The sequence below is a fragment of the Pelagibacterium lentulum genome (assembly GCF_003992625.1).
GTDB classification, from domain to species: domain Bacteria; phylum Pseudomonadota; class Alphaproteobacteria; order Rhizobiales; family Devosiaceae; genus Pelagibacterium; species Pelagibacterium lentulum.
The window spans coordinates 182,895-205,374 of the sequence record NZ_RZMW01000041.1 but is presented as its reverse complement, the minus strand read 5'-3'; the positions used below and the strand labels follow the sequence as shown (position 1 = coordinate 205,374).

Annotated in this window: 24 protein-coding genes; 6 read left to right on the top strand and 18 right to left on the bottom strand. The window is 57.5% G+C overall.

Annotation, left to right across the window (positions count from 1 at the left end; all coding sequences use genetic code 11):
• Window position 1: 1 nt before the first annotated feature.
• The 7 genes from EO133_RS14640 to glpD all read right to left on the bottom strand — a co-directional run bounded on the left by EO133_RS14640 (window position 2) and on the right by glpD (window position 7,671).
• Window positions 2-1,714: an ABC transporter substrate-binding protein gene (locus tag EO133_RS14640; protein WP_127073386.1), complete on the bottom strand. Its 1,713-nt coding sequence runs from the start codon at window positions 1,712-1,714 to the stop codon at window positions 2-4.
• Between the two features lie 93 nt (window positions 1,715-1,807).
• The gene (locus EO133_RS14635; protein ID WP_206513524.1) at window positions 1,808-2,086 is read right to left on the bottom strand and encodes a DUF2160 domain-containing protein; all 279 of its coding nucleotides are present in this window, start codon (window positions 2,084-2,086) and stop codon (window positions 1,808-1,810) included.
• 22 nt (window positions 2,087-2,108) lie between these two features.
• Window positions 2,109-2,963, bottom strand: coding sequence for a carbohydrate ABC transporter permease (locus EO133_RS14630; RefSeq protein WP_127073385.1), 855 nt, complete (start codon window positions 2,961-2,963; stop codon window positions 2,109-2,111).
• Window positions 2,963-3,835, bottom strand: coding sequence for a carbohydrate ABC transporter permease (locus EO133_RS14625; RefSeq protein ID WP_127073384.1), 873 nt, complete (start codon window positions 3,833-3,835; stop codon window positions 2,963-2,965). Before EO133_RS14625 ends, EO133_RS14630 begins: the two co-directional genes overlap by 1 nt.
• Window positions 3,835-4,941 (bottom strand): ABC transporter ATP-binding protein, encoded by a 1,107-nt coding sequence (locus tag EO133_RS14620; protein ID WP_127073383.1) that lies wholly within the window; start codon window positions 4,939-4,941, stop codon window positions 3,835-3,837. Before EO133_RS14620 ends, EO133_RS14625 begins: the two co-directional genes overlap by 1 nt.
• Before the next feature lie 10 nt (window positions 4,942-4,951).
• Window positions 4,952-6,037 (bottom strand): ABC transporter ATP-binding protein, encoded by a 1,086-nt coding sequence (locus EO133_RS14615; RefSeq protein ID WP_127073382.1) that lies wholly within the window; start codon window positions 6,035-6,037, stop codon window positions 4,952-4,954.
• 26 nt (window positions 6,038-6,063) lie between these two features.
• Entirely contained in the window at window positions 6,064-7,671 is a 1,608-nt protein-coding gene (gene glpD, locus EO133_RS14610) for a glycerol-3-phosphate dehydrogenase (protein WP_127073381.1), read from the bottom strand.
• Between the two features lie 245 nt (window positions 7,672-7,916).
• Between glpD and EO133_RS14605 the strand changes: the two genes are divergently transcribed.
• Complete coding sequence (locus EO133_RS14605; RefSeq protein WP_127073380.1) at window positions 7,917-8,684, top strand: DeoR/GlpR family DNA-binding transcription regulator; 768 nt, start codon at window positions 7,917-7,919, stop codon at window positions 8,682-8,684.
• 34 nt (window positions 8,685-8,718) lie between these two features.
• On the opposite strand, the gene EO133_RS14600 is transcribed toward EO133_RS14605, so the two are convergent.
• Entirely contained in the window at window positions 8,719-9,324 is a 606-nt protein-coding gene (locus tag EO133_RS14600) for a dioxygenase family protein (protein WP_127073379.1), read from the bottom strand.
• 258 nt (window positions 9,325-9,582) lie between these two features.
• Between EO133_RS14600 and EO133_RS14595 the strand changes: the two genes are divergently transcribed.
• A complete protein-coding gene (locus EO133_RS14595) occupies window positions 9,583-9,975 on the top strand; it encodes a DoxX family protein (protein WP_127073378.1) in 393 nt (130 codons plus the stop codon).
• Between the two features lie 2 nt (window positions 9,976-9,977).
• Here the strand turns inward: EO133_RS14595 and EO133_RS14590 are convergent, their stop codons facing one another.
• On the bottom strand, window positions 9,978-10,991 hold the full coding sequence (locus EO133_RS14590) for an AraC family transcriptional regulator (RefSeq protein WP_127073377.1): 1,014 nt from the start codon (window positions 10,989-10,991) through the stop codon (window positions 9,978-9,980).
• Between the two features lie 108 nt (window positions 10,992-11,099).
• On the opposite strand from EO133_RS14590, the gene EO133_RS14585 reads away from it, so the two are divergent.
• On the top strand, window positions 11,100-11,963 hold the full coding sequence (locus EO133_RS14585) for an SDR family oxidoreductase (protein WP_164735032.1): 864 nt from the start codon (window positions 11,100-11,102) through the stop codon (window positions 11,961-11,963).
• A gap of 34 nt (window positions 11,964-11,997) precedes the next feature.
• Here EO133_RS14585 and EO133_RS14580 read toward each other — a convergent pair whose 3' ends face one another.
• The 9 genes from EO133_RS14580 to EO133_RS14540 form a co-directional block, all read right to left on the bottom strand.
• Window positions 11,998-12,981 (bottom strand): type II secretion system F family protein, encoded by a 984-nt coding sequence (locus EO133_RS14580; RefSeq protein WP_127073375.1) that lies wholly within the window; start codon window positions 12,979-12,981, stop codon window positions 11,998-12,000.
• An 11-nt stretch (window positions 12,982-12,992) separates the two neighbouring features.
• Window positions 12,993-13,970 carry a type II secretion system F family protein gene (locus EO133_RS14575; protein WP_127073374.1) on the bottom strand — a complete coding sequence of 326 codons (978 nt, stop codon included), beginning with the start codon at window positions 13,968-13,970 and terminating at the stop codon, window positions 12,993-12,995.
• Window positions 13,971-14,024: 54 nt separating this feature from the next.
• Window positions 14,025-15,515: a TadA family conjugal transfer-associated ATPase gene (locus EO133_RS14570; RefSeq protein ID WP_244640595.1), complete on the bottom strand. Its 1,491-nt coding sequence runs from the start codon at window positions 15,513-15,515 to the stop codon at window positions 14,025-14,027.
• 17 nt (window positions 15,516-15,532) lie between these two features.
• A complete protein-coding gene (locus EO133_RS14565; RefSeq protein WP_127073373.1) occupies window positions 15,533-16,810 on the bottom strand; it encodes a CpaE/TadZ family protein in 1,278 nt (425 codons plus the stop codon).
• Window positions 16,811-16,842: 32 nt separating this feature from the next.
• Complete coding sequence (locus EO133_RS14560; RefSeq protein WP_164735031.1) at window positions 16,843-18,240, bottom strand: type II and III secretion system protein family protein; 1,398 nt, start codon at window positions 18,238-18,240, stop codon at window positions 16,843-16,845.
• 14 nt (window positions 18,241-18,254) lie between these two features.
• Window positions 18,255-19,175, bottom strand: a complete 921-nt coding sequence (gene cpaB, locus EO133_RS14555) for a Flp pilus assembly protein CpaB (RefSeq protein ID WP_127073371.1) — start codon at window positions 19,173-19,175, stop codon at window positions 18,255-18,257.
• 333 nt (window positions 19,176-19,508) lie between these two features.
• Window positions 19,509-20,009: an A24 family peptidase gene (locus tag EO133_RS14550; protein WP_127073370.1), complete on the bottom strand. Its 501-nt coding sequence runs from the start codon at window positions 20,007-20,009 to the stop codon at window positions 19,509-19,511.
• A 5-nt stretch (window positions 20,010-20,014) separates the two neighbouring features.
• Entirely contained in the window at window positions 20,015-20,185 is a 171-nt protein-coding gene (locus tag EO133_RS14545; protein ID WP_127073369.1) for a Flp family type IVb pilin, read from the bottom strand.
• A gap of 123 nt (window positions 20,186-20,308) precedes the next feature.
• A complete protein-coding gene (locus EO133_RS14540; protein WP_127073368.1) occupies window positions 20,309-20,476 on the bottom strand; it encodes a Flp family type IVb pilin in 168 nt (55 codons plus the stop codon).
• A gap of 288 nt (window positions 20,477-20,764) precedes the next feature.
• On the opposite strand from EO133_RS14540, the gene EO133_RS14535 reads away from it, so the two are divergent.
• The 3 genes from EO133_RS14535 (at window position 20,765) to EO133_RS14525 (ending at window position 22,455) form a co-directional block, all read left to right on the top strand.
• Entirely contained in the window at window positions 20,765-21,226 is a 462-nt protein-coding gene (locus EO133_RS14535) for a pilus assembly protein N-terminal domain-containing protein (protein WP_127073367.1), read from the top strand.
• Between the two features lie 117 nt (window positions 21,227-21,343).
• Window positions 21,344-21,916 carry a TadE/TadG family type IV pilus assembly protein gene (locus tag EO133_RS14530; RefSeq protein WP_127073366.1) on the top strand — a complete coding sequence of 191 codons (573 nt, stop codon included), beginning with the start codon at window positions 21,344-21,346 and terminating at the stop codon, window positions 21,914-21,916.
• On the top strand, window positions 21,913-22,455 hold the full coding sequence (locus EO133_RS14525) for a TadE/TadG family type IV pilus assembly protein (RefSeq protein WP_164735030.1): 543 nt from the start codon (window positions 21,913-21,915) through the stop codon (window positions 22,453-22,455). Before EO133_RS14530 ends, EO133_RS14525 begins: the two co-directional genes overlap by 4 nt.
• Window positions 22,456-22,480: the final 25 nt, after the last annotated feature.

Below are 22,480 nucleotides of genomic sequence, written 5' to 3'. Positions count from 1 at the left end.
GTTACTCTGTCCAGCGCTGGATCAACTCGTCATAGGCGATGGTGATGGGTTCACCCTTCTCATCGTCCAGTTTCGGCCAAGGTGCGCCGGGTTGCTCCAGCCAGTATTCGGGATCCTGGTGCTCATTGAGCTGGGGGCCGAATTCGCCCTGTACGCCAGAGCGGCCAAGGCGCTCCATGATCGCATCCTGCTGATCGCAGAGTGCATCCATGGCGCCTTGCGCAGTAACCGCACCCGAGGAGGCGTCACCGATATTCTGCCACCAGAGCTGTGCCAGACGCGGATAGTCGGGCACATTGAAGCCGGTATCGGTCCATAGGTCGCGCTCGGGCGAACGATAAAACTCGATCAACCCACCCAGTCGCGGAGCGCGTTCGGTGAAGCTCTCGTGATTGATCGTAGAGTCGCGTACGAAGGTCAGCCCATAATGCGACTTGGCCAGATCGACCGTTTTGGAGGCAATGAACTGGCCATAGAGCCAGGCAGCTTGCGCCCGATCCACAGGGGTCGATTCAAGCAGTGTGACAGAACCGGCATCCTGATAGCCGACTTTCATGCCTTCCTGCCAATAGGTGCCGTGGGGGGAAGGCGCCATACGCCATTTTGGCGTGCCGTCCTCGTTGACCACTGCCAAGCCTTCATCGACCATATCGGCGGTAAACGCGGTGTACCAGAAGATCTGCTGGGCGATATTGCCCTGGGCTGGGATCGGACCGGCTTCCGAGAAATTCATGCCCGCGGCCTGTGGAGGTGCATAGTCGTTGAGCCAGTTGACATATTTCTCGATGGAATAAACCGCCGCCGGGCTGTTGGTGGCCCCACCGCGCGACATGCACGAGCCGACCGGACGATAGTTCTCATCGACGCGAATGCCCCATTCGTCGACCGGATAGCCGTTAGGCAGGCCAAGGTCGGACGCTCCAGCCATTGAAAGCCATGCATCGGTGAACCGCCAACCCAGTGAAGGGTCACGCCGGCCGTAATCCATGTGCCCGTAAACGGTCTGCCCGTCGATTACCCGGCCGGTGAAGAATTCGGCTATGTCTTCATAGGCCGACCAGTTGACCGGCACACCCAGAGGATAGCCGTATTCAGCCTCGAAATCCGCCTGGATTTCCGGGTCGGTGAACCAGTCATAGCGGAACCAGTACAGATTGGCGAATTGCTGAACTGGCAATTGGTAGAGTTTGCCATCGGGGCCCGTGGCCATGTCCAGACCGATGAAGTCGTCGAGATCGAGGTAAGGATTGGTGAAATCGGCGCCTTCACCTTCCATCCAGTCCGTCAGGTTGCGGGTCTGCTGATAACGCCAATGGGTCCCGATCAGATCCGCGTCGTTGATATACATATCAAAGACGCTTTCGCCAGTCTGCAACTCGGTTTGCAGCCGCTCGACCACGTCACCCTCAGCGATCAGCGTGTGGGTCACGTTGATACCCGTTATGGCACTGAAGGCTGGCGCCAGAACCCCGGCTTCCCATTCATGAGTAGTGATGGTTTCGGATACGACGTTGATGGTCATGCCACGGAAAGGCTCGGCGGCATCGATGAACCATTGCAGTTCGGTTTCCTGCTCTTCGCGGGTCAGAACCGAAAGATCGCCGATATGTTCGTCGAGGAATGCGCGCGCCGCATCCATGTCGGCGAAAGCCGGTGATCCCATTGCCGTGAGTGCAAGCCCCACAGCAGTTGAGGTTTTCAATAGACGGTTCATAATATCCTCCCATGGATTGAACCTGTTTCAGTTCTTGCGTGCTCCGGCTGTCGTCAAAGCCATACCCTCAACCGGGGCACGCGCTTTTTGGCCCTAGACCCAGCGGAAAACCGCGTAGGCATAAAGAGCGCAAATTCCCAGCGCCCACCATTGCGGCTGACCGCTCAAGGCAAGCCAGCCGGCATTGATGAACGCCGATCCCAAAAGTGTGATGAACAACCGGTCCCCGCGTGTGGTCTCGATCGTCAACACGCCGCGACGTGGCGTTTCTGGAAACCTGATCGCCAGGATCGTGAACAGGATCAGCAGTCCGGCAATCGTGCCAAAGAAGATTGCGGTGGGCATTGTCCATGCCATCCATTGCAAGCTCATGGCCTTTCCTCCTCAGGCATTGTTAAACACGCCCCAGGGCAAAGCCCTTGGCGATGTAGTTACGTACGAAATAGATCACCAGCGCGCCGGGGATGATGGTTAGAACGCCTGCCGCCGACAGCACGCCCCAATCCAGTCCCGATGCTGAAACCGTCCGCGTCATGACCGAGGCGATCGGTTGTGCATTGACGGCGGTAAGTGTGCGCGAAAGCAGCAATTCCACCCAGGAGAACATGAAGCAGAAGAAGGCGGCGACCCCGATGCCCGACGCGATCAGCGGCATGAAAATCTTCACGAAAAAGCGCGGGAAGGAATAGCCGTCGATATAGGCGGTTTCATCGATCTCCTTGGGTACGCCGCGCATGAAGCCTTCAAGAATCCAGACCGCAAGCGGCACGTTGAACAAGGTATGCGCCAGCGCAACTGCGATATGGGTGTCGAACAGCCCGACCGAGGAATAGAGCTGGAAAAAGGGCAGCGCAAATACGGCCGGAGGCGCCATGCGGTTTGTCAGAAGCCAGAAGAACAGGTGCTTGTCGCCCAAGAACCGATAGCGGCTGAAAGCATAGGCGGCCGGAAGCGCAACTGCGAGAGAGAGCACGGTATTCATCACCACATAGGTAATGGAATTGACGTAACCCATATACCAGGACGCATCGGTCAGGATGACGAGATAGTTGTTGAGCGTGGGGTTTTGCGGCCAGAGCGCGAAGCCGCCCAGAATCTCCTGGTTGGTTTTGAGGCTCATGTTCAAGAGCCAATAGATGGGCACCAGCATGAAGGCGATATAGAGCACCAGCGTCGCGGTCGAGACCTTGATCCTGGGCAAGGCGAAGGTGCGTGTCCGGGGTGCGTAAGTCTGGGTTGCGACAGTCATCACTTGCCCTCCGCTTTGTCGATATTGGTCATGACCGTGTAGAACACCCAACTCACCAGCAGGATGATCAGGAAGTACATGATCGAGAATGCTGCCGCAGGACCGAGGTCGAACTGCCCCAGGGCCATCTTGACGAGGTCGATTGAAAGGAAACTGGTGGCACTGCCCGGACCGCCGCCGGTGACTACGAAAGGCTCGGTATAGATCATAAAGCTGTCCATGAAACGCAGCAGAATGGCGATCAGCAGCACGCCCTGCATCTTGGGCAATTCGATATAGCGAAACACTTTCCAGCGGCTGGCCTGGTCGATCTTGGCGGCCTGGTAATAAGCCTGTGGGATCGACTGCAACCCGGCATAGGCCAGTAGCGCGACCAGCGAGGTCCAGTGCCAGACATCCATGACCACGACGATAATCCAGGCATGGACCGGGTTGCGTGCATAGTTCCAGGATATGCCGAGTTGATCGAGCGTATATCCAAGCAGGCCAATATCGGTACGGCCCAGGATCTGCCATATCGTGCCCACGACGTTCCATGGAATGAGCAATGGCAGCGACATCAGAACAAGGCAGACAGAGGCCCAGAAACCGCGTTTGGGCATACACAGTGCAATGGCAATGCCCAGTGGAATCTGAATGGCGAGGATGATTGCCGAGAAGGCCAACTGACGGCCAAGCGCCCCGTGGACGCGGCTGGAGGTCAGCACTTCCTTGAACCAGCCCAGCCCTTCCCAGAAAAAGACATTGTTGCCGAAGGTATCCTGCACCGAGTAATTCACAACGGTCATCAATGGGATCACTGCCGAAAAGGCCACCAACAGCAATACTGGCAGAACAAGGAACCAGGCTTTGTTGTTTTCGATCTTGTCCATCACACGGCCTCCTTTTGCGACGTGGCGACGCTATGGAGCGGCTTGACCCGCCAGTCATCGACATAGACATTGACCCGCATAGGGTCGAATTTGAGCCGGTTCGCATCGGAAGGCACAGCCATGCCTTCGGGCAGAATGGCGTTGATGGGTTGGCCGGCGAACTCGGCGCGCAGAATCTGGTGGCGCCCCACGTCCTCGATACGACGGATGGTTACAGGAAGCCCTTCCTGTCCGCTAACCAGCGATACGAATTCGGGTCGTATGCCGATCTGGATCTTGCCGTTCTGCGCCTTGTAATGCCCATTCAACGGTATCGCATGACCCGTGCAATGAGCTGTGTTGCCGGATATATCGGCATCAAGCAGGTTCATGCCGGGAGAGCCGATGAAGTAGCCCACAAATGTATGCTCGGGCGTATCGAACAATTCTTCGGGCGTTCCGAGCTGGACGACACGGCCATCATGCATGACCACGACCTTGTCGGCGAATGTCAACGCCTCGGTCTGGTCGTGCGTGACATAGATCATGGTGTGGCCGAACTCATTGTGAAGCGCCTTGAGCTGGGTGCGCAACTCCCATTTCATATGAGGATCGATGACAGTAAGCGGTTCATCGAACAGGATTGCGTTGACGTCCTCGCGGACGATGCCGCGCCCCAGGCTGATCTTCTGCTTGGCATCGGCTGTCAGGCCCCGTGCCTTGCGGCCAAGGGTAGCCTCCATGCCGATCATATGCGCGACCTTTTGCACCCGTGCGGCAATATAGGCCGGATCCATGCCCCGGTTGCGCAACGGGAAAGCTAGGTTATCGCGCACACTCATCGTGTCGTAGACGACCGGGAACTGGAAGACCTGCGCGATATTGCGTTCAACCGTATCCTGCCGTGTGACATCCTGATCACCGAACAGTATACGACCGCGGGTGGGCACCAGCAGGCCCGAAATGATATTGAGCAGCGTGGACTTGCCGCAGCCCGATGCGCCCAGAAGCGCATAGGCTTCGCCATCGTTCCAGACGTGATCGAGTTGCTTGAGCGCCCAATCGTCGTCCCGCGAGGGATACGGCAGATAAGAATGCGCGAGATTGTCGAGTGTTATCTGAGCCATGGTTCTCCCCTCACGCCGCCTGCGCGTAGCCTGCCGGTGCGACCAGCTCGCCGCTTTCCGCAAAGGCATAGACATGGGCGGCATCGAGCCAGACCTTGAGTGGTGCGCCGAATTCAAGGTCGTGTGCGCCATGCACAAGGCCTACCCAGCGGTCGTTGCCGTGGTCGAGATGGATAAAAGTTTCCGACCCGGTAAGCTCGGTCACACGCAACCGGCACTGGAACTCCAACGCCTCTGCGTGCGGCGCTGCGATGCGCAGATGGTCGGGGCGGAAACCGGCAAGATAGGCGCCATCGGCAAGGCCGGCGAGCATGCCGCTCGCTTTGGATTGACCTTCGCCTATGCTGATCTTTTCGCCGGCTTTGACCATGCGGGTAAAGTTCATTGGCGGATCGGAAAAGACACGTGCTGTTGTTGCATCCTTCGGCTGGCGATAGACCTTGGGCGTCAAACCGAACTGGGTCACGCGTCCTTCCCAGAGCGTGGCGACATTGCCGCCCAGCAAAAGCGCCTCTTCCGGTTCCGTTGTTGCATAGACAAAAATCGCGCCCGATTCCTCGAAGATGCGTGGAATTTCAGCGCGCATCTCCTCGCGCAGTTTGTAGTCGAGATTGGCCAAGGGCTCGTCGAGCAGAACCAGGCCGGCCTCTTTGACCAGCGCCCGCGCCAAGGCACAGCGTTGCTGCTGACCTCCCGAAAGCTCAAGGGGCTTGCGATCGAGCATCGCCGAAAGTTTCATCATTTCGGCCGTTGCGCGCACACGCCGGTCGATCTCTGCCTTGCCGACCCCCATCAACCGCAACGGCGAGGCGATGTTCTCATAGACGTTCATCGAGGGATAGTTGATGAACTGCTGATAGACCATCGCGACCTTGCGGTCCTGGACCCGCATGCCTGTCACATCTTGGCCTTCCCAGAACAGACGCCCGGTTGTTGGTGCATCAAGGCCCGCCATGACTCTCATAAGCGAGGTCTTGCCCGAAAGCGTTGGGCCAAGCAGCACGTTCATGGTGCCGCGTTCAAGCGTCAGGTCGGTCGGATAGATGTGGGTCTGCCCTTCAACGAGCTTGGAGACCCCCTCCAATACCAATGCCATTGTCTTCTCCTCCCATCGGACGCGACTTATTGGGCCGCGTTCTCGATGTGTTTTGTATGTGCCTTCATCCAGTCGCCGAGCGTCTGGATTTCATCCTTGCTCAACCGCAGGCCCAGCTTGCTGCGTCGCCACAACACGTCCTCGGCTTCGCGTGCAAATTCATGTTCCATCAGCCATGAAACTTCCGTCTCGGTCAGGCTGGCACCAAATTCGCGCCCTAAATCTTCGGCAGTGCGCGCGGTACCTAGGATCTGCCACGCGTCGGTGCCATAGGCTCTGAGCAGCCGCCGCGCCCATCTTTGGGTCAGAAACGGATAGGCTGACATCAATTCATCGATCAGACGTTCAACTGCGTCATGGGGGAAGTCGCCGCCCGGCAGCGGTGCGCCAGCAGTCCACTTGCCCTTGGTGAGAGGCAGTACCGAGCCGATCTTGTCCAAGGCGCCTTCTGCCAGCCGCCGGTATGTGGTGATCTTGCCCCCGAAGATATTGAGCACGGGCGCGCCAGCGGAGCGGTCAATCTTGAGCGTATAGTCGCGCGTCGCCGCCGTTGCCGAACTTGCGCCATCGTCAAAGAGCGGGCGCACGCCCGAATAGGTCCAGACGACATCGGCCGCCGTTACCGGCTTGGCAAAATATCGACTGGCAAAATCGCACAGATAGTCTCGTTCCTCGTCGGTACATGCCGGCGCGCGGGCAGGATCGTCATGCTCGACGTCAGTGGTCCCGATCAGGGTGAAGTCCTGCTCATAGGGAATGGCAAAGATGATGCGTCCATCGGTGCCCTGGAAGAAATAGCACTTTTCATGATCGAAAAGCTTGCGGGTAACGATATGGCTCCCGCGCACCAGCCGCACGGTGTCTGGGCTGTTCAGCTTGAGCTTGGCATGAATCACGTCGCCAACCCATGGGCCAGCGGCATTAACGAGCATTTTCGCGCGATAGACTTGCGTCTTGCCTTCGCGATTGAGCGTAACGAGCCAGGTGTCGCCATCGGCCTCGGCGGAGACCACTTCCGCGCGTGTCAGGATCGTTGCGCCGCGTTCCGCGGCGTCGCGGGCATTCAATGCAACCAGTCGCGAATCCTCGATCCAGCAATCGGAATATTCGTAGGCTTTGGCGAAGCGATCCTGCAGCGGCGCACCTTCCGCTGTTCCGTTAAGCGACAGCGTCGATGTGCCAGGCAGGATTTTACGACCGCCCAGATGGTCGTAAAGGAACAGGCCAAGCCGTATCAGCCATGCTGGCCGCCGCCCGCGCATCCATGGCATCGTCAAACTGAGCAGTTTGGAAGTCGGCGTCTCGCTCTCGAAGCGCATATCCTTATGAAAAGGCAGCACAAAACGCATCGGCCAGCTTATATGCGGCATCGCGCGCAACAGTGTTTCGCGCTCGATCAGCGCCTCACGCACAAGGCGAAACTCAAAATATTCCAGATAGCGCAGACCGCCGTGAAACAGCTTGGTCGAGGAGGAGGAGGTTGCGTTGGCGAGGTCGCCTTTCTCGGCCAATATTACCGAAAGCCCCCGACCGGCAGCGTCACGCGCGATGCCGCAGCCATTGATGCCGCCGCCGATGATCAGCAGGTCGCAATGCTCGGTCGTCTGACGCTCACGCCTCGTGTCGTGTGCCATGCTTCCTCCCTGCTGGCATTGTTCGCCTTAACGCTAAAAAGAAAGCATAGAGTCGAAATTCGCGCAAGATCGAACATTCATGGAAATCAAAATTTTCGATTTTGCGCGATAATGCGACTTCCGAGCTGTTTGTTTGTGGTTTGTACTCGTTTTCAGGCGCGCAGCCATGCGCTAACGTGCCAAAACGAACATTTGGTTTGCAGTCAGCCGGTTGGCGCCTGGTCGTGTTTGGAGGAGTTTACGTCGTGTCTCAGCATCTTCGGCTTCCGGAAATTCTCGATATCGCGCGCCGCGATGGGCGCGTCAGCGTTGAAGCGCTCGCTGGACATTTTAACGTCACGGTGCAGACCATCCGTCGGGATTTGGCAGAGTTGGCCGATGCCGGAAAGCTCGAGCGGGTGCATGGGGGCGCGGTCATGCCCTCGACGGTTGCCAATATCGGCTATGAAGACCGGCGCGGGCTTAACGATGCCGCCAAGGCGGCGATTGCCGAGCGCTGCGTCAAGGATATCCCCAATGGCTGCTCGATATTCCTCAATATCGGAACGAGTACGGAAGCGGTCGCGCGCGCTTTGCTCAGGCACCGCGATATCATGGTGCTCACCAACAACATGAATGTCGCCAATATTCTCGTCGATAATCCCGCTTGCGAGATCATTGTTGTTGGCGGTCTGTTGAGGCGATCGGACGGCGGGCTTGTGGGCACGGTCACAATCAAGGCCATACGCGAGTTCAAGTTCGATCTTGCGGTTATCGGGTGCTCGGCCCTGGACGAGGACGGGGACATGATGGATTTCGATATCCAGGAAGTCGGCGTGAGCCAGACGATCATCGCGCACGCACGTCAGACCTTCCTTGTTGCCGACCGATCGAAGTTCTTGCGCCGGGCGCCTGCCCGTATCGGCTCGCTCCAGCAAGTCGACACCTTTTACACCGAGCAGGTGCCGCCGCAACGGGTCGTGGCCGCGTGCGATGGCTGGAACACTCAATTGGTTGTCGCGCGCAGCATATGAACCGGCGTGCCTTATCACCGGATAAATTGCTTTATCAGGCAACAACAAAGTCGAAGCGGGCGATCTTGCCATCGGCTGCTTCGTGAACGTCCATGAGCAGGCGCGGATTGAACAGGAAGTCGTTCTGGTTTCGCGCTTCGCCGGGAAAATAGAGTTGGGTCGTCAGCAGACGTCCGCCGGGAGGATGCACCTTCACGTGGAAGTGGCGCGTGCGCCAGTCATAGGGAGCCGGCTCTACCGTTTCAAAGACATAGCGACCATTGGCATCTGTTAATTGATAGCCGCGTAGGCGATAGCCTTCATTGTCGTAGTCGCCATGACCGTCGGCATGCCAGAGGTCGACCACAGCGCCCTCGATGGGCCGACACGCCTGGTCGACGACAAAGCCCATGAGGGTAATGGGGTCTCCGTCAGATGTATCGGCCCGAAAGTCGCTCTTCATGGGCGGTTCAGGTGTATAATAAGGCCCTTCGCTGCCCTGGCGCGTCAGTTCTTCACCAGGGTCGCAGGACGGTGTCAGTTCAAGGGTTCCAGACTGGGCGAGAGCATTTGGAGCCAGCAGGGCCGATGCTGCACCCGCGGTCGTCAGGGTCAGCCAATAGGCCAGCATTGTCCGACGGTTCAGTGAATTGTTCCACATTTCATCATCTCCATTGCTCGGAACAGCGTTGCGCCGACGCGGTGTAACCGCCCTCGTGCCAGTCCGAACATGCCTGAGCGTTCCGGATCGCGAACTCTTCGTCCGGGTCGGGCGATCTGCGTTCAACTATGCGTTATCCCGAATGCACTGGACGATAGGCTAAGATTTCGGGCCGGTCGGGCATTCCTCGATCGGCGATCTCGGGGCATCAGCGATCCATCTACCGGATTTGCAACCTGACCTATGGCTCGAGGACCTATGACATACGATCTGACGCTTCTTCTCTCACGCATCCTTCTTGCCCTGATGTTCATCATCGACGGCTTCGTGACGCTCGGCAATCCTGCAGGCTTTGCGGGCTTTCTGGGCAGCATAGGCATTCCATTGCCCCTGGTTGCAACCTGGATCATTATTGGGCTGAAGCTTGTCGGGGGCGCGGCCATCATCCTTGGCTATCAGACCCGCTGGCTGGCATATGCCTTTGCTGGGTTCTGTGTAGCGACAGCCTTCCTTGGGCATTTCTATCCAGATGACATCGCCCAGATGCGGATCTTCTGGAAGAACTTCGCTGTCGCTGGCGGCTTTATGCTGCTGTCAGCGATCGGTGCTGGCGGCCTTTCGTTGGATGCCAGACGCAGGGTTCTGGCGTAAGGTCAGCTATTGCTGGCGGCGAGTGCCCGCAGGACGGCAGCGGTCGGGTTCGCCGCTCTGCCCTGCTCGTTACGTCGATAGCGGCCCGGCGGCTCGCCGCACCAGCGACGGAAGGCCCTGCTGAAGGAAATTTCCGACTCATATCCAACGCTAACGGCGATCTCCGCCATTGAGCGCTGCGTGTTCAGCAGCAATTGCGATGCGACATGCATCCGCCTGGCGGTCACATAAGCCATAACGCCTTCACCGACGCAGTGGCGAAACCGGCTGGCAAACACCGTTCGCGACAGTCCAACCTTTCGCGCCAGCGTCGCGATGGTCCAGGGGTGATCCGGTCGTTCATGCACCAGCGCCAGCGCGCGTGCCAAAGGCGGGTCGCCAAGCGCGCGCAACCATCCCGCGGCATCGGCTGGTATGCCAGTAAGATAATCGCGCACGGCCTGCACGAAGATGATGTCGGCCGTTCGTTCGGCTATGGTCTGGAAGCCCGGATTACCGGTTTCGGTCTCATCGATCAGAAATTGTAGCGATCTTGAAACCCAGTCGTCGACATTGCGACCGCGGGACAGTGAGACATGCATGACGCTCGGCAGCGCCGTAGTCAGAGGATTGCGGCGACCTTCCCCGAACGTAAATACCCCGTTGAGCATCCGTGTTGATGCACCGGTTCCGCCGAACCGCAGGCGCGGCAACCCTTCGAGCCGCTGCCTTGCGGTTGGCGAAGCGTCGCCACCATTTGCCGCCAGCACCTCGGAGAAGGGGACTGTCGGCGCCGCCGCGTCCGATTGCAGCCAGTGCGGGTCGCCATGGGCGAGCAGCACCAGATCGCCCGGCACAAGTTCTACGGCTTCACCATTCTCGTGGCGAAACAGGCAGTTGCCTTCCAGCACGATATGAAAGGGTGCAAAGCCCTCTACCCGCGCCTTCTCGATGCCCCAGGGCGCGCCGAATTCACCAACGCTCATAAGCACGCTTTCAAGCCGGAGATCGCGGAGAATGCTGCTGAGGAGATCCATGCCGGGACGATCTGTTATAAATTACGGCATTTAGATCATTCATTATCCCGATTGATTTGTCCAGTCTTCGTTCAGCCCTCTGTGAGGGCAGAGCAATGGAGGCAAGTCATGATTCTCGTTACTGGTGCTAGCGGAACCATCGGGCAGATACTGATTGAAACTTTACTGGCGCAAGGCTTTCCCTTCCGGGCCGCCTATCACAACCCGGCAAAGGCCACGGCTGCGCGGGCAAGAGGGATCGAAACTGCAATCATCGATATGCACCAGCCCGAAACCCTGCCACCTGCGCTTGAGGCTATTGAAACGGTGTTCCTGCTCGGCAGCGGTGTCCGAGCACAAGAGGAAATGGAGATCAACCTCGTCGAGGTAGCCAAAACCGCAGGTGCCAGCCGTATCGTCAAGCTTTCCGCATGGGCAGCACCGCAGGAGCAATACCGGGTTGCCGGGATTCATCGCGCGGTGGAGCGCCATATCGAGGCATCGGGACTAGCCTGGACATTTCTCCGTCCTAACGGCTTCATGCAGAACTTTTTGCACATGGCCGAGCAGATACGCGCGCAAGGCGCGATCTACATGCCTGCCGGGGACGCGCTCATCAGCCATGTCGATGCGCGCGATATTGCCCGTGTTGCATCGAAAATCCTCACCGATAGCGGACACGAGGGCAAGGCATATGAATTGTCAGGGCCGGCAGCACTGGGTTACGCCGATGTGGCGGCGATATTGTCCCGATCGCTGGGTAGGCCGATAACCTATGTTGCGGTCGAAGACACGGTCGCACAAGAAGCGATGATAGCGGACGGTATGCCGGAGTTTTATGCCGAGGCAATGATCGATCTGTTCCGCGTCTATCGCACCGGCATCGCCGCAGCAATTTCCAATGCAGTCGAGGACATAACCGGAAGCCCCGCCACGCCGTTCGCGCGTTTTGTCCAAAACCACCGCGCAGTCTTTGGCATCGATGCACCCTGATAGCCAGCGGCGCCAAGGCGCGCCAGTCAATGGTCTACATCGAAAAGGCAGTGATCAGCGCAGGAGCCATGATGACGATAAAGAGCACCGGCAGGAAGAAGACGATAAGAGGCACAGTCATTTTCGGTGGCAGTGCCGCCGCCTTTTTTTCCGCCTCCATCATGCGCTGCTCGCGGCCTTCTTCGGCCATCACGCGCAGGGCCTGACCGACCGAGGTGCCGTATTTGTCCGCCTGAATAAGCGCGGTCATAACCGAGCGCACGCCGTCAAGGCCTGTACGCTTGCCCAGGTTTTCGTAGGCACGCCCACGGTCCTCAAGGAACGAAAGTTCAGCAGTCGTAAGGGTCAACTCTTCGGCCAGTTCCGGGCTTTGCAATCCGATCTCCTTTGACACGCGCCGGATTGCATGTTCGATCGACATGCCTGCTTCAACGCAAAGCAGCATGAGATCGAGCGCATCCGACCACGCCTTCTGGATCGAAGCCTGGCGCTTCTGAACCCTGTTATGGAGCAAAAGATTGGGCAGGTAGGCCCCAGCGATGCCGACACCGATCGCGATAACGACATTGAGAAACAGCGGACGATCGCCTGGGGTTACAAAGAGCAGATAAAAAAGCGCAAGCAATAGCAGGATGATAGGGCTGACAAAGCGGAAAAACAGATAGCTCGTCAACGGTGCCTGTCCGCGCAAGCCAGCGCGCGCCAGCTTTTCGACGGTATTTTCGTCCATGAAGGCTTTTTGCAGGGAAAACTTGTCCACCGCGGCTTTCATATAGGACTTGCTTTCCGCGCCGCGAATGCCGCGGCCTTCTTCCTTGCCATTGCCCTGGCTGCGCAGGCGCGACATCTCTCTCGCGCGCATTTGTTCGCGTTCCAGCGCGACCTTTTTCATGCGGTCATTGCGCTCGAACCGATCGGCAAAGTGGGCGCCGAAGGTAAATACAACCGCCGCCGCCGAAATGGCGGCCAGAACGGCAATCAGAAATTCCGGCTGTACGATTCGATCAACAAGGCTCACTTGACTTGCTCCTAGTAATCGAACTGGATCATGCGGTTCATGACATAGGCGCCGATGCAGATCATGAAAAATGCTACGCCGAGCCAGATCAAACCGATATTTGTGGAAATCAGCGGGCTGAGGTAGCTGGGGCTGATTACCGAAACAGCGCCGGCAACGAAAAGGGGCAGGGCACCGATAATCATGGCAGAAGCCTTGGCTTCCGAACTCATGGCTTTCACCTTGGCCTTCATCTTCTTGCGGTTGCGCAAAACGCGCGCAAGGTTGCTAAGGGCTTCGGAGAGATTGCCGCCTGCCTGCTGCTGAACCGCGATCACGACAACGAAGAAATTGACCTCGGCAAGGGGAACGCGGTCGAAAAGCACTTCAACCGCTTCCTGCATGGTCTTGCCAATCGACTGCTGTTCAAGCACGCGTATGAACTCGGATCGAACAGGTTCCTTGACTTCCTTTGCCACCAGCCGGATGGAGTCGTTGAGCGGCAGGCCCGATTTGACCCCGCGTACAATGGCTTCGACCGCGTTTGGCAATTCTTCGAGATATGCGGCCTGATACTTCTTTCGCCGGTTGGCAAGGAACATATTGGGCAGCACATAGGCGCCGGCGAGCGCAATGGGCAGCGCGAAAATGAAGTTCACCTGCAAGACGATCAGCACAACGAACAGTACGACGCCAAGGATCGCGCAGTTGCGCACCCAGGCCTGTACGCTGGTTTTCATCCCGGCCTGAAACAGACGCGCCTTGAGCGTTTTTTTGCCCCGTCGAGCGCTGAGGGCATCGGCTTGTGTCTTGAGCGCGTCCTGCACCGTTCGGCGGCGGGAATCGCGGGTCTTTTGAACACTTGCGGTTTGCCGGTTGACCGCAATATCGCCTTCAAGGGCCTTGCGGCGTTTGTCTGCGCGCCCCGACCCGGCAAAGGCCGGCATGAACGCGAGGCCGACCGCACCCACGCAGACCAGAACGAGCAAGCCCAGGATCATTGGCGACATCGGGTGTCCTTTTTCATCAGCGCGCTGGCAGACCGGTTCATGGATGCCTCACTGCTAGCGCAGCATTTCATTCTGCTCGACATTGGCGCGCTCCAGTGCTTCCACAAGCGCAGGTTCTTCGTTGTAATAGCGGGCCTTTTCAGCAAAGTTCGGCTTGGTAATGCCGGTAGAGCGATGCCGTCCGATCAGCGAGCCATTGGCGTCTTCGCCAAGGATGTCATAAAGGAAGACGTCCTGGGTCACGATCACATCGCCTTCCATACCCAGAACTTCCGAAATATGGGTAATGCGGCGCGAACCGTCGCGCAGGCGGGCCGCCTGGACGATCACATCGATCGAGGAAACGATCATTTCGCGAATGGTGCGGCTGGGCAGCGCATAACCACCCATGGTAATCATGGATTCAAGACGGGAAAGAGCCTCGCGCGGCGAGTTGGCGTGCAAGGTACCCATTGAGCCGTCGTGACCGGTATTCATGGCCTGGAGCAGGTCGAAGGCCTCCGGGCCACGCACTTCACCCACGATGATGCGTTCGGGACGCATACGCAGGCAGTTTTTCACCAATTCGCGCATGGTGATTTCGCCCTCGCCTTCAAGGTTGGGCGGGCGTGTTTCAAGGCGCACCACATGCGGCTGCTGGAGCTGCAATTCGGCGGAGTCTTCACAGGTGATGACGCGTTCATCCTTTTCGATAAACGCGGTCATGCAGTTCAAGAGTGTCGTCTTGCCCGAGCCGGTGCCGCCTGAAATCAGGATATTGGCGCGAACGCGGCCCAAAACCCGCAGCACTTCCGCGCCTTCGGGCGAGATCGAGCCGAACTTGACGAGTTGGCCAAGGGTCAGCTTGTCTTTCTTGAACTTACGAATGGTCAGCGTCGGCCCGTCAATGGCGAGCGGCGGCGCAATGACGTTGACACGAGAGCCATCGGGCAGGCGGGCGTCACATATGGGCGAGGATTCATCGACCCGGCGACCAACCTGGCTCACGATGCGTTGACAGACATTCATCAGATGGGAATCGTCGCGGAACCGGACATTGGTGAGCTTTACGCGGCCCGAGACTTCGATGTAGCAGCGCTGCGACCCATTGACCATGATATCGGCGATGTCATCACGCGCGAGCAGCGGCTCAAGCGGTCCGTAGCCCAAAACGTCGTTACAGATATCGTCGAGCAGGTCTTCCTGCTCGGAAATCGACATGACGAAATTCTTGAGCGCAATGATCTCGGCAACAATGTCACGAATTTCCTCACGCGCGGAAACCTGATCCATCGCCGCAAGCTGGCTGAGATCGATGGAGTCGATCAGGGCGTTGAAAATCGCGGACTTGGTTTGGAAATAATTCTTGTCGCGCCCGGCCTTCGACGCATCGTTGGCGTCAATCTCCTCCTCACGCTTGGGCGGTGGGGGGGCAGTCGTTTCGGCGCTGGGGCCGTCGATGGGCCTGGATGCGATGGAACCGGCGACGTCCTGTTGGACGGGCGCAGGCGGCGCCTTGGGCGCAGCTTGCGTGTTGCCGCCAAAACTCGTCCGCTTACCAAACATCGTGCGCGTCCCTTCGATCAGGCAATTTTCAGTTTCTTGAACAATCCAGGCAGTTTGAGGCCGGATGCCTTGCTTTGAACGTCCGCTGCAATGCGCCCTGTCACCTGCAGGCCAATAGACTTGAAGATTTCATTGGCCTTGTGGCCGGCTGAGACCTCGGCAACCATTTGACCGTTATTGGCCGCGGTGCCAAAGAGCGCCGGATCAAAGCCGATGGTGCCGGCAAGCCGGCAATCGATTGAGCCTGCAAACTCGTCCGCCGGGATCTCGGGCCGTTTGGCAATGCCAGCCTTGTTGATCACAATCACCGGGTCTGTTTCGGCAGGGCGCAAGCTCTTGATGACATCGGCCATGTTCTTGGCGTTACGCAAGTTGGCCAAATCGGGCTCGGCAACGATCACGATCTCATCGATTGCCGAAAGCGTATGGCGCACCCAGCCGGTCCAGGTATGGGGCAGATCGATCACAACGACAGGCACCTGCTGTTGTGCCAGTTCGATAATCTGCTCAAAACTGCGCTCGGAAAGGTCGTAGGTCCGGTCCAGCGTGGCCGGTGCAGTTAAAAGATTGATATGATTTGCTGCCTTGCTCATGAGCCGGTCGAGCATAACCGCATCCATCTTGTCGCTGGCATAAACGGCATCGGCAATGCCTTGGGGCGGGTCCTGGTTGAAATCGAGCCCGGCGGTGCCGAAAGGCAGGTCGAGATCGAGAATCAAAACGTCCTGCCGGAGCGACTTGGCAATCGACCAGCCGACATTATGGGCAATCGTTGACGAGCCTGCGCCACCCTTGGCCGAAATGAAACCGATCGTGCGCCCGATCGGGTTTGCGCCTTCTCCAGTAAACAGATCGGAAATGGCCGAGATGATCACCGGCGTCGTCGTTGGCATGACGAGATATTCGGAAACCCCGGCCCGGATCAGATCGCGATAGAGCACGACGTCATTGACATGTCCGATAACCACAACCCGCGTCGAAGCATCGCAAACCTCGGCCAATTGCTCGAGCGCATTGAGGATTTGCTCGGCGGGCAATGTGGTCTCTACGATTATCAGATTGGGCGTGGGATTGGTCTTGTAGGTCTCGATAGCCCCGTCGAGCCCACCATTGTGGGTTGTGAGCGCGACTTTGGACATGCGCCGGTCATGGGCGGCATTCTCGATCAGTTGAGCGGTCTGGGAATTTTCGCAGAAGGCCTGAATCGTTATGCGCGGCACCAGCCGGGCACCTTGCGGCACCTCTTCGGACGGCTTGTTTCCGGACACTGGCTTGTCGTTTTCAAGAAAACTCATCTGTGTTCATCCTCAAATGTGCAGTGCGCCGGTCAATCGAGTACAAAGCCCACAGAACCGCGGAACTGGCCTGTCCCCTTGCCGCCGGTCACCCCGTAAAGGGTCTCCATCCGGCCAAGGAAGATCGCCTCTGCGTCCGAAGAGATTGCCGTATTGTCCGTTGGCAGGGGCACGGGCGTATGCTGCGGGTATGCGATGATCGGGGTAACGAGGATCACAAGCTCGGTTTCCGAATGGACGAACTCGCGACTACGGAACAGGGCACCCAGGATCGGAATATTGCCCAGGCCCGGAACTTGATGAATCTGCTGACGCACGCGCTCCTCGATAAGCCCGCCAATGGCAAGGGTGGTGCCTTGCGGCAACTCGACCGACGTGCTGGCCCGGCGTTCGCGGGTGGCCATGATTGGGCCGAGCGAGCCCTCTGTGGACAGTTCGGAAACCGAGGTCTTGACCACAAGACCGATAATGCCGTTTGAGCGGACGGTTGGCGTGAAGCCCAGATTGACGCCGAATTCCTTGAACTCATAGGTCACGCGGCCATCGTCGTCGATTTCGGTCGGGACGGGGAATTCGCCACCGGCAAAAAATTCAGCTTCCTCGCCTGAAATCGCCGTCAGTGTCGGCTCTGCCAGGGTCCGCATCGCGCCGCGATCTTCAAGGGCGCGCAAGGTTGCGTTGAGTCGGAAGTCGCCAGCGGTAAATCCTGTACCCAACGTCGCAGTCGTTGCTGTGCCATTCCAGGGCGTCGTGATCAGGCTGGTGCCCAGCCCGCTATTAAGAAAGGCACCGAGATTGATGCCAAGCTCGCGCGCTGCATCGCGCTTGACCTCAGCCACCGTGACCTTGAGCATGACCTGCTGACCGCCTGAGACATTGATCACCGAGGTCACATTGTCAGGGCCGCCGACATATTGACCGGCAATGGCAATTGCCTTTTCCAGATCATCGCCGGAGTTGACTTCACCGGAGAGAATGACCGAATTTGCGAAGGACTGCACCTGCACCCGCGCTCCAGGCAGCAGCCGGTTGATCGTCGCCGAAAGCCCACTTGAATCCTGGGCAACGGAAATTTCGATCACCGCAATGCCGCCGCCGCGTGGGTCCAGAAAAAAGATATTGGTTTCGCCTGCCGAAATGCCCTGAATCACGGCGCGGGTCTTGGTGCGCATGATCGCGTTGGCAACGCCAGGCTGGGAAACGATCACTTCGCCCGCATCGACCGGCAGGTCGATGATAACGGATTTGTTGACGCCGAGCTGGATGTGCTGGGTCCGCCCCACTTCATTATGCGCTATACGCAGATGTGGTGCCGAGCTGGCAGCGGCCGGAAGCGCATAAAGGGCGCCGCCGATAACAGCGCCCGCGAGCATCGTGCGCATCATCAAGGAAAGCGCGGAGAATTTCTTGCGCATCGTGTGCAATTTCATCGGTGTCCCCATCACTATCTTATCTCGACGCTCAAGGCGTCTGAATCTGCTGCGCTCGACTGATTGCCGGGCTGTCCTGAAAGCCCGCGGGATGTCTCAAGAGCCGACGGGCCAACAACAGAAGGAGCCGAACTGGTATTGCCGGAGGCAACGGCCTGCTCGTTGCCATAGCGGATCAGCCTGATTGCTTGTGAGCGTCCGCCATTGGCGCTTGGCGTTTCCGCAAAATCGACGACCGAGCGCAAAACAAGCGCCAACCGCCCGGCAGAGGCAGAATTCAGGATCACCTCGGCCTGTGTCGGTGTCATTTCCAGGGTTGCGATCTGGTTGGATTCGAAGCGTTGCGAACTTGGTTCTTGCGGATTTCCACTGCCGCTGGTGGCGCCGACTTCACCGAGGCGCTCGCCGATAGCCAGGACGCGCACATTGGAAAGGATCGTTTCAGAATAAGTCGAACTCGAGCGCGTAAGAACAACATCGACCCGGTCATTGGGTACGATAAAGCCCCCCGAGGCGGATTCGGCGGTAACGCCCACCGATACCGCGCGCATGCCTTCACTGATGACGGCCGAGAGATAACCCTGGGTCGAGTTCACGAGCTTGGCTTCGCGGATGGGCTCGCCATTGAAAAATTCAAACCGGGCGACGGCGCCGGAAATCTGCGTAGGAGCGTCGGGCACCATTTGGGACGTAATATAATCCGGGCGAACCGCACCCTCGGGCCAGTCCTGCCAGGTCACGTCATTTGCTGTGAGGCGTTGGCCAAGACCGATGGCCGTATTGGCAACGAGCACACGAACGGTCGGTTCGGTCCGAACCTGAGCAACTTCCTGGGGGGCTGTTGGCTCCGGGCTGGGCCCGCGGGTTGCCAGAAAGGCAGCAAGGCCGCCCGCGACAAGGGCCACAACAATAAGCAGAATACGCGCCGGTCTCATTTACCACACTCCCAATGCGCGCCATCGTTCATGGATGCGCGCGATCGTCCCCAAACGCGGATGGAAGCATGATGCCGCCATGCGCTGAGCGTTCTGGCGATCCATGAGCCTGCCGGACACTTCAATCCGGCGTGCAGTTCACGCCAAGCGGGCTGAATATGGAGTGTAAAGGGTCAAAACTTGGTTAACTGATGCTTTTGCATAAAGGTTAACCAAGCGTTGATGAGAAATATTTAGGATTTATTAGGAACTTTGCTTCGGTCAATGCTTTCCGGCTTGCTTGCCAGAAGCCGTTAATTGGTTGAACTGTCAGGAGCGCGCGGCGCGATGCGCTCAGCCTGCGAAGGCCTGATAGATCGCGCTTTGAGGATAAACAAGCATTGCGGCTGCTGCCAGGGCGATGCCGTAAGGGATGCCCGTCTTCTGGTCGTGCAGGCGCACGATCCAGCCCACATTCAGGAGCGGTGCTGGCAGCATGTAACGGCGCACGATCAGGATAAGCAGCGTAAGCGCGCCGCCCAGCAGCGCTGCATAGACCAGAAACGGCAGTGCAAGATCAAGCCCCAGCCAAAGAACAATCGCCGCCGCCAGTTTCGCGTCGCCACCACCAATCCATCCTGCCGCAAACATTGCAAAAGTAACAACAAGAACCAGCGCGGCAATGCCCAGGTGCATGCCCAGCAGTGGCAATGTCAGTCCGGCAAAAAAGGCGAGCGGGAAAAATGCAGCGACGGTGATGAGCACAAGCCGATTGGAAATCCGCATGGTCAGTAGGTCTGAACATGCAGCAAAAGCCATAAGGGCGGGGAAGATGATAATAAAAGTCTTTGTCATACTTTTTATTGAGAGAGTGCCGGTGTGATATTCGACTCTATATAATTAAACATATCTATCATGCTATCATTAATCGATAATAATACTGATATGATTAGCAATGCTACAAGCGCTGCAATCAGCCCATACTCTATCGCCGTCGCCCCTCCATTGTCGGCAAAGAATTTTGCAATCATTCTGCTTGCCTTGTAGTTTGCTAGTTAGAATTCACGCTATAGCCCCCAAGGTGTCAACGGAGGATTTAAGTGAAATGACAAAGGGCTCCCGTAGGAGCCCTTTGAAGGTCTTCGAGACTTATCTCACGAGAAGCCAAGTTGCGAATTGATATCTTCAAAGGTTTCTCGCAGGCCGCCACCCAGAATGCCAACAGCGGCAATGATTGCAACAGAGATCAGCGCGGCAATAAGGCCGTATTCGATTGCGGTTGCGCCGGATTCGTCGGCGGCAAATTTCTTCAAAAGGTTCATTTCATGCTCCATGTTCGTTGCGTCCCCCTGTGGCGACGTCATGCGTCCGACGCGTCACACATCGAACTTGAGTAAACGCTAGCCTTGAGCAGTTGAAAATAAGTTAATCGGAGAGTTGCAAAGGTAAAAGGCTTCACGAATATTACATATGACTATTAAATAGTTACTTTGATGGATTGCATTGTAAATAACTGGTCGATGGCGGTCAGGCGGCTTCGTTTGCCAAATATAAACCATTGCGCGCCATGATCGGGTAACCTTTATCAATCGTGAAGCGGGAAAGTGATCATGAACAGATTTGTGCGCAGCGCGTTTCTTGCTGTGGGCGTCTCGCTCGCTCCGATGCTTGTTGGAGCGCCGGCGGCATTGGCAACCGACGAGGTTTTGATCACCGTCAACGCGAATATGGCGCGGGTGCTGCGCATAAACGCACCGGCTGCAACAGTCATCATCGGCAATCCCGGAATTGCCGATGTTACGATCCAGGATCCGCGTACACTTATATTGACGGGCAAGAGCTATGGCCGCACCAACATGATCGTGCTTGATAGTGCTGGTGAGCCGATTGCCGACACGATTGTGGAAGTCAGTCAGAGCAAGACCGACAATGTGACTGTTTTTATGGGCATGGCCAGAACCTCCATGGCCTGCGCGCCTGACTGCCAGCCGGTAATCATGCTCGGTGATGACACCAACTATACTGAAAAAGTTGTTATATCGAGCACAATGGTTCAGCAAACCGCGCGGTAAGACTTCATTCACCGCTATCGGAAATTGCTCACAATTTAGCAAATCCTCTAACCGCTGGTTAGAACTGTCCTAGGTAATGTACCGGTCTCATTGGATGGGGGCCGAGACACGCGACCAATGGCAAAGCGCAATAAACGTCAGATTAGGGTTGTCGACCTGCTGGCGCGCCGTTTCAGGCGCGATGAGCGCGGCGCGATGATGATAGAATTCGGTATTCTCGCACCGATTTTCTTTGCAGTTGTCGGTGCAATACTTGAAATATCTGTATTCTTTCTCGCAGGGCAAATACTTGACGGCGCCGTGCATGACAGCGCGCGTATGATCCGCATCGGACAGGTGCAGCAGCAAGGCATCAACGCCGACGGCTACCGCGCTGAAATCTGTGATCGTCTTTATCATATGTTCAATTGCAACGAATTGCGGATTTCGGTGAGGCAGCTCCCCAGTTTCGCCAACTTTTCCACCGGAACACCGGTCGATACAGAAACCGGGGATTGGACATTCTCACCTGCCTATCAGCCCGGGCAGGGCCAGACCATTGTTCTTGTCGAAGCCTATTACAAATGGCCGACAATTCTCGCCATTCCGGGCCTGATGAGCAATGTTTTGCCCGATGGGACGCGGCTTCTGGCCGCTGCCCGCGTGTTCCGCAATGAGCCATTCCCATGGGGGCCGGTGCCTGCGTCATGATCAAGAAAATCCGCCAGTTTCTGGACAATGCGCGCGGCGTCGCCGCGGTCGAATTTGCGCTGATTATTCCGCTGTTGCTGACCATGTTCATCGGCTCGGTCGATCTGAGCCAAGGCATTTCCACGGACCGGAAACTGGCCAATGCAGTCAGCACGTTGGGCGATCTTGTGGCGCAGGCGCCCGGCAATATTCGTCAGAATATCCTCGACGATTATTTCTCCGCCAGCCAGGCCATCATGCTGCCCTATGACGGGTCTCGCGCCCAGCTCATTGTCAGCGTCGCTCATATCGACAATGACGGCGTGGCCCGCATTCTCTGGAGCCGGGCTCATAATGGCGCCAGTGCCCATACCCAGGACAGCGTTTATAGCCTGCCCAGTGAAATTACCGACATCGCGCGCGATGCGTATGTCGTGATCTCGGAAGGCAGCTATGAATACCGTCCGGTCGGTGGCTTCGTGTTGAAAGCCAATATTCCGCTCTACAAGGAATTTTTCTACCTGCCGCGCTTTGGCGAAGTGATCACGCAGAACGGCTAGTTGTTTATATCTCCCGGCTCTGGCA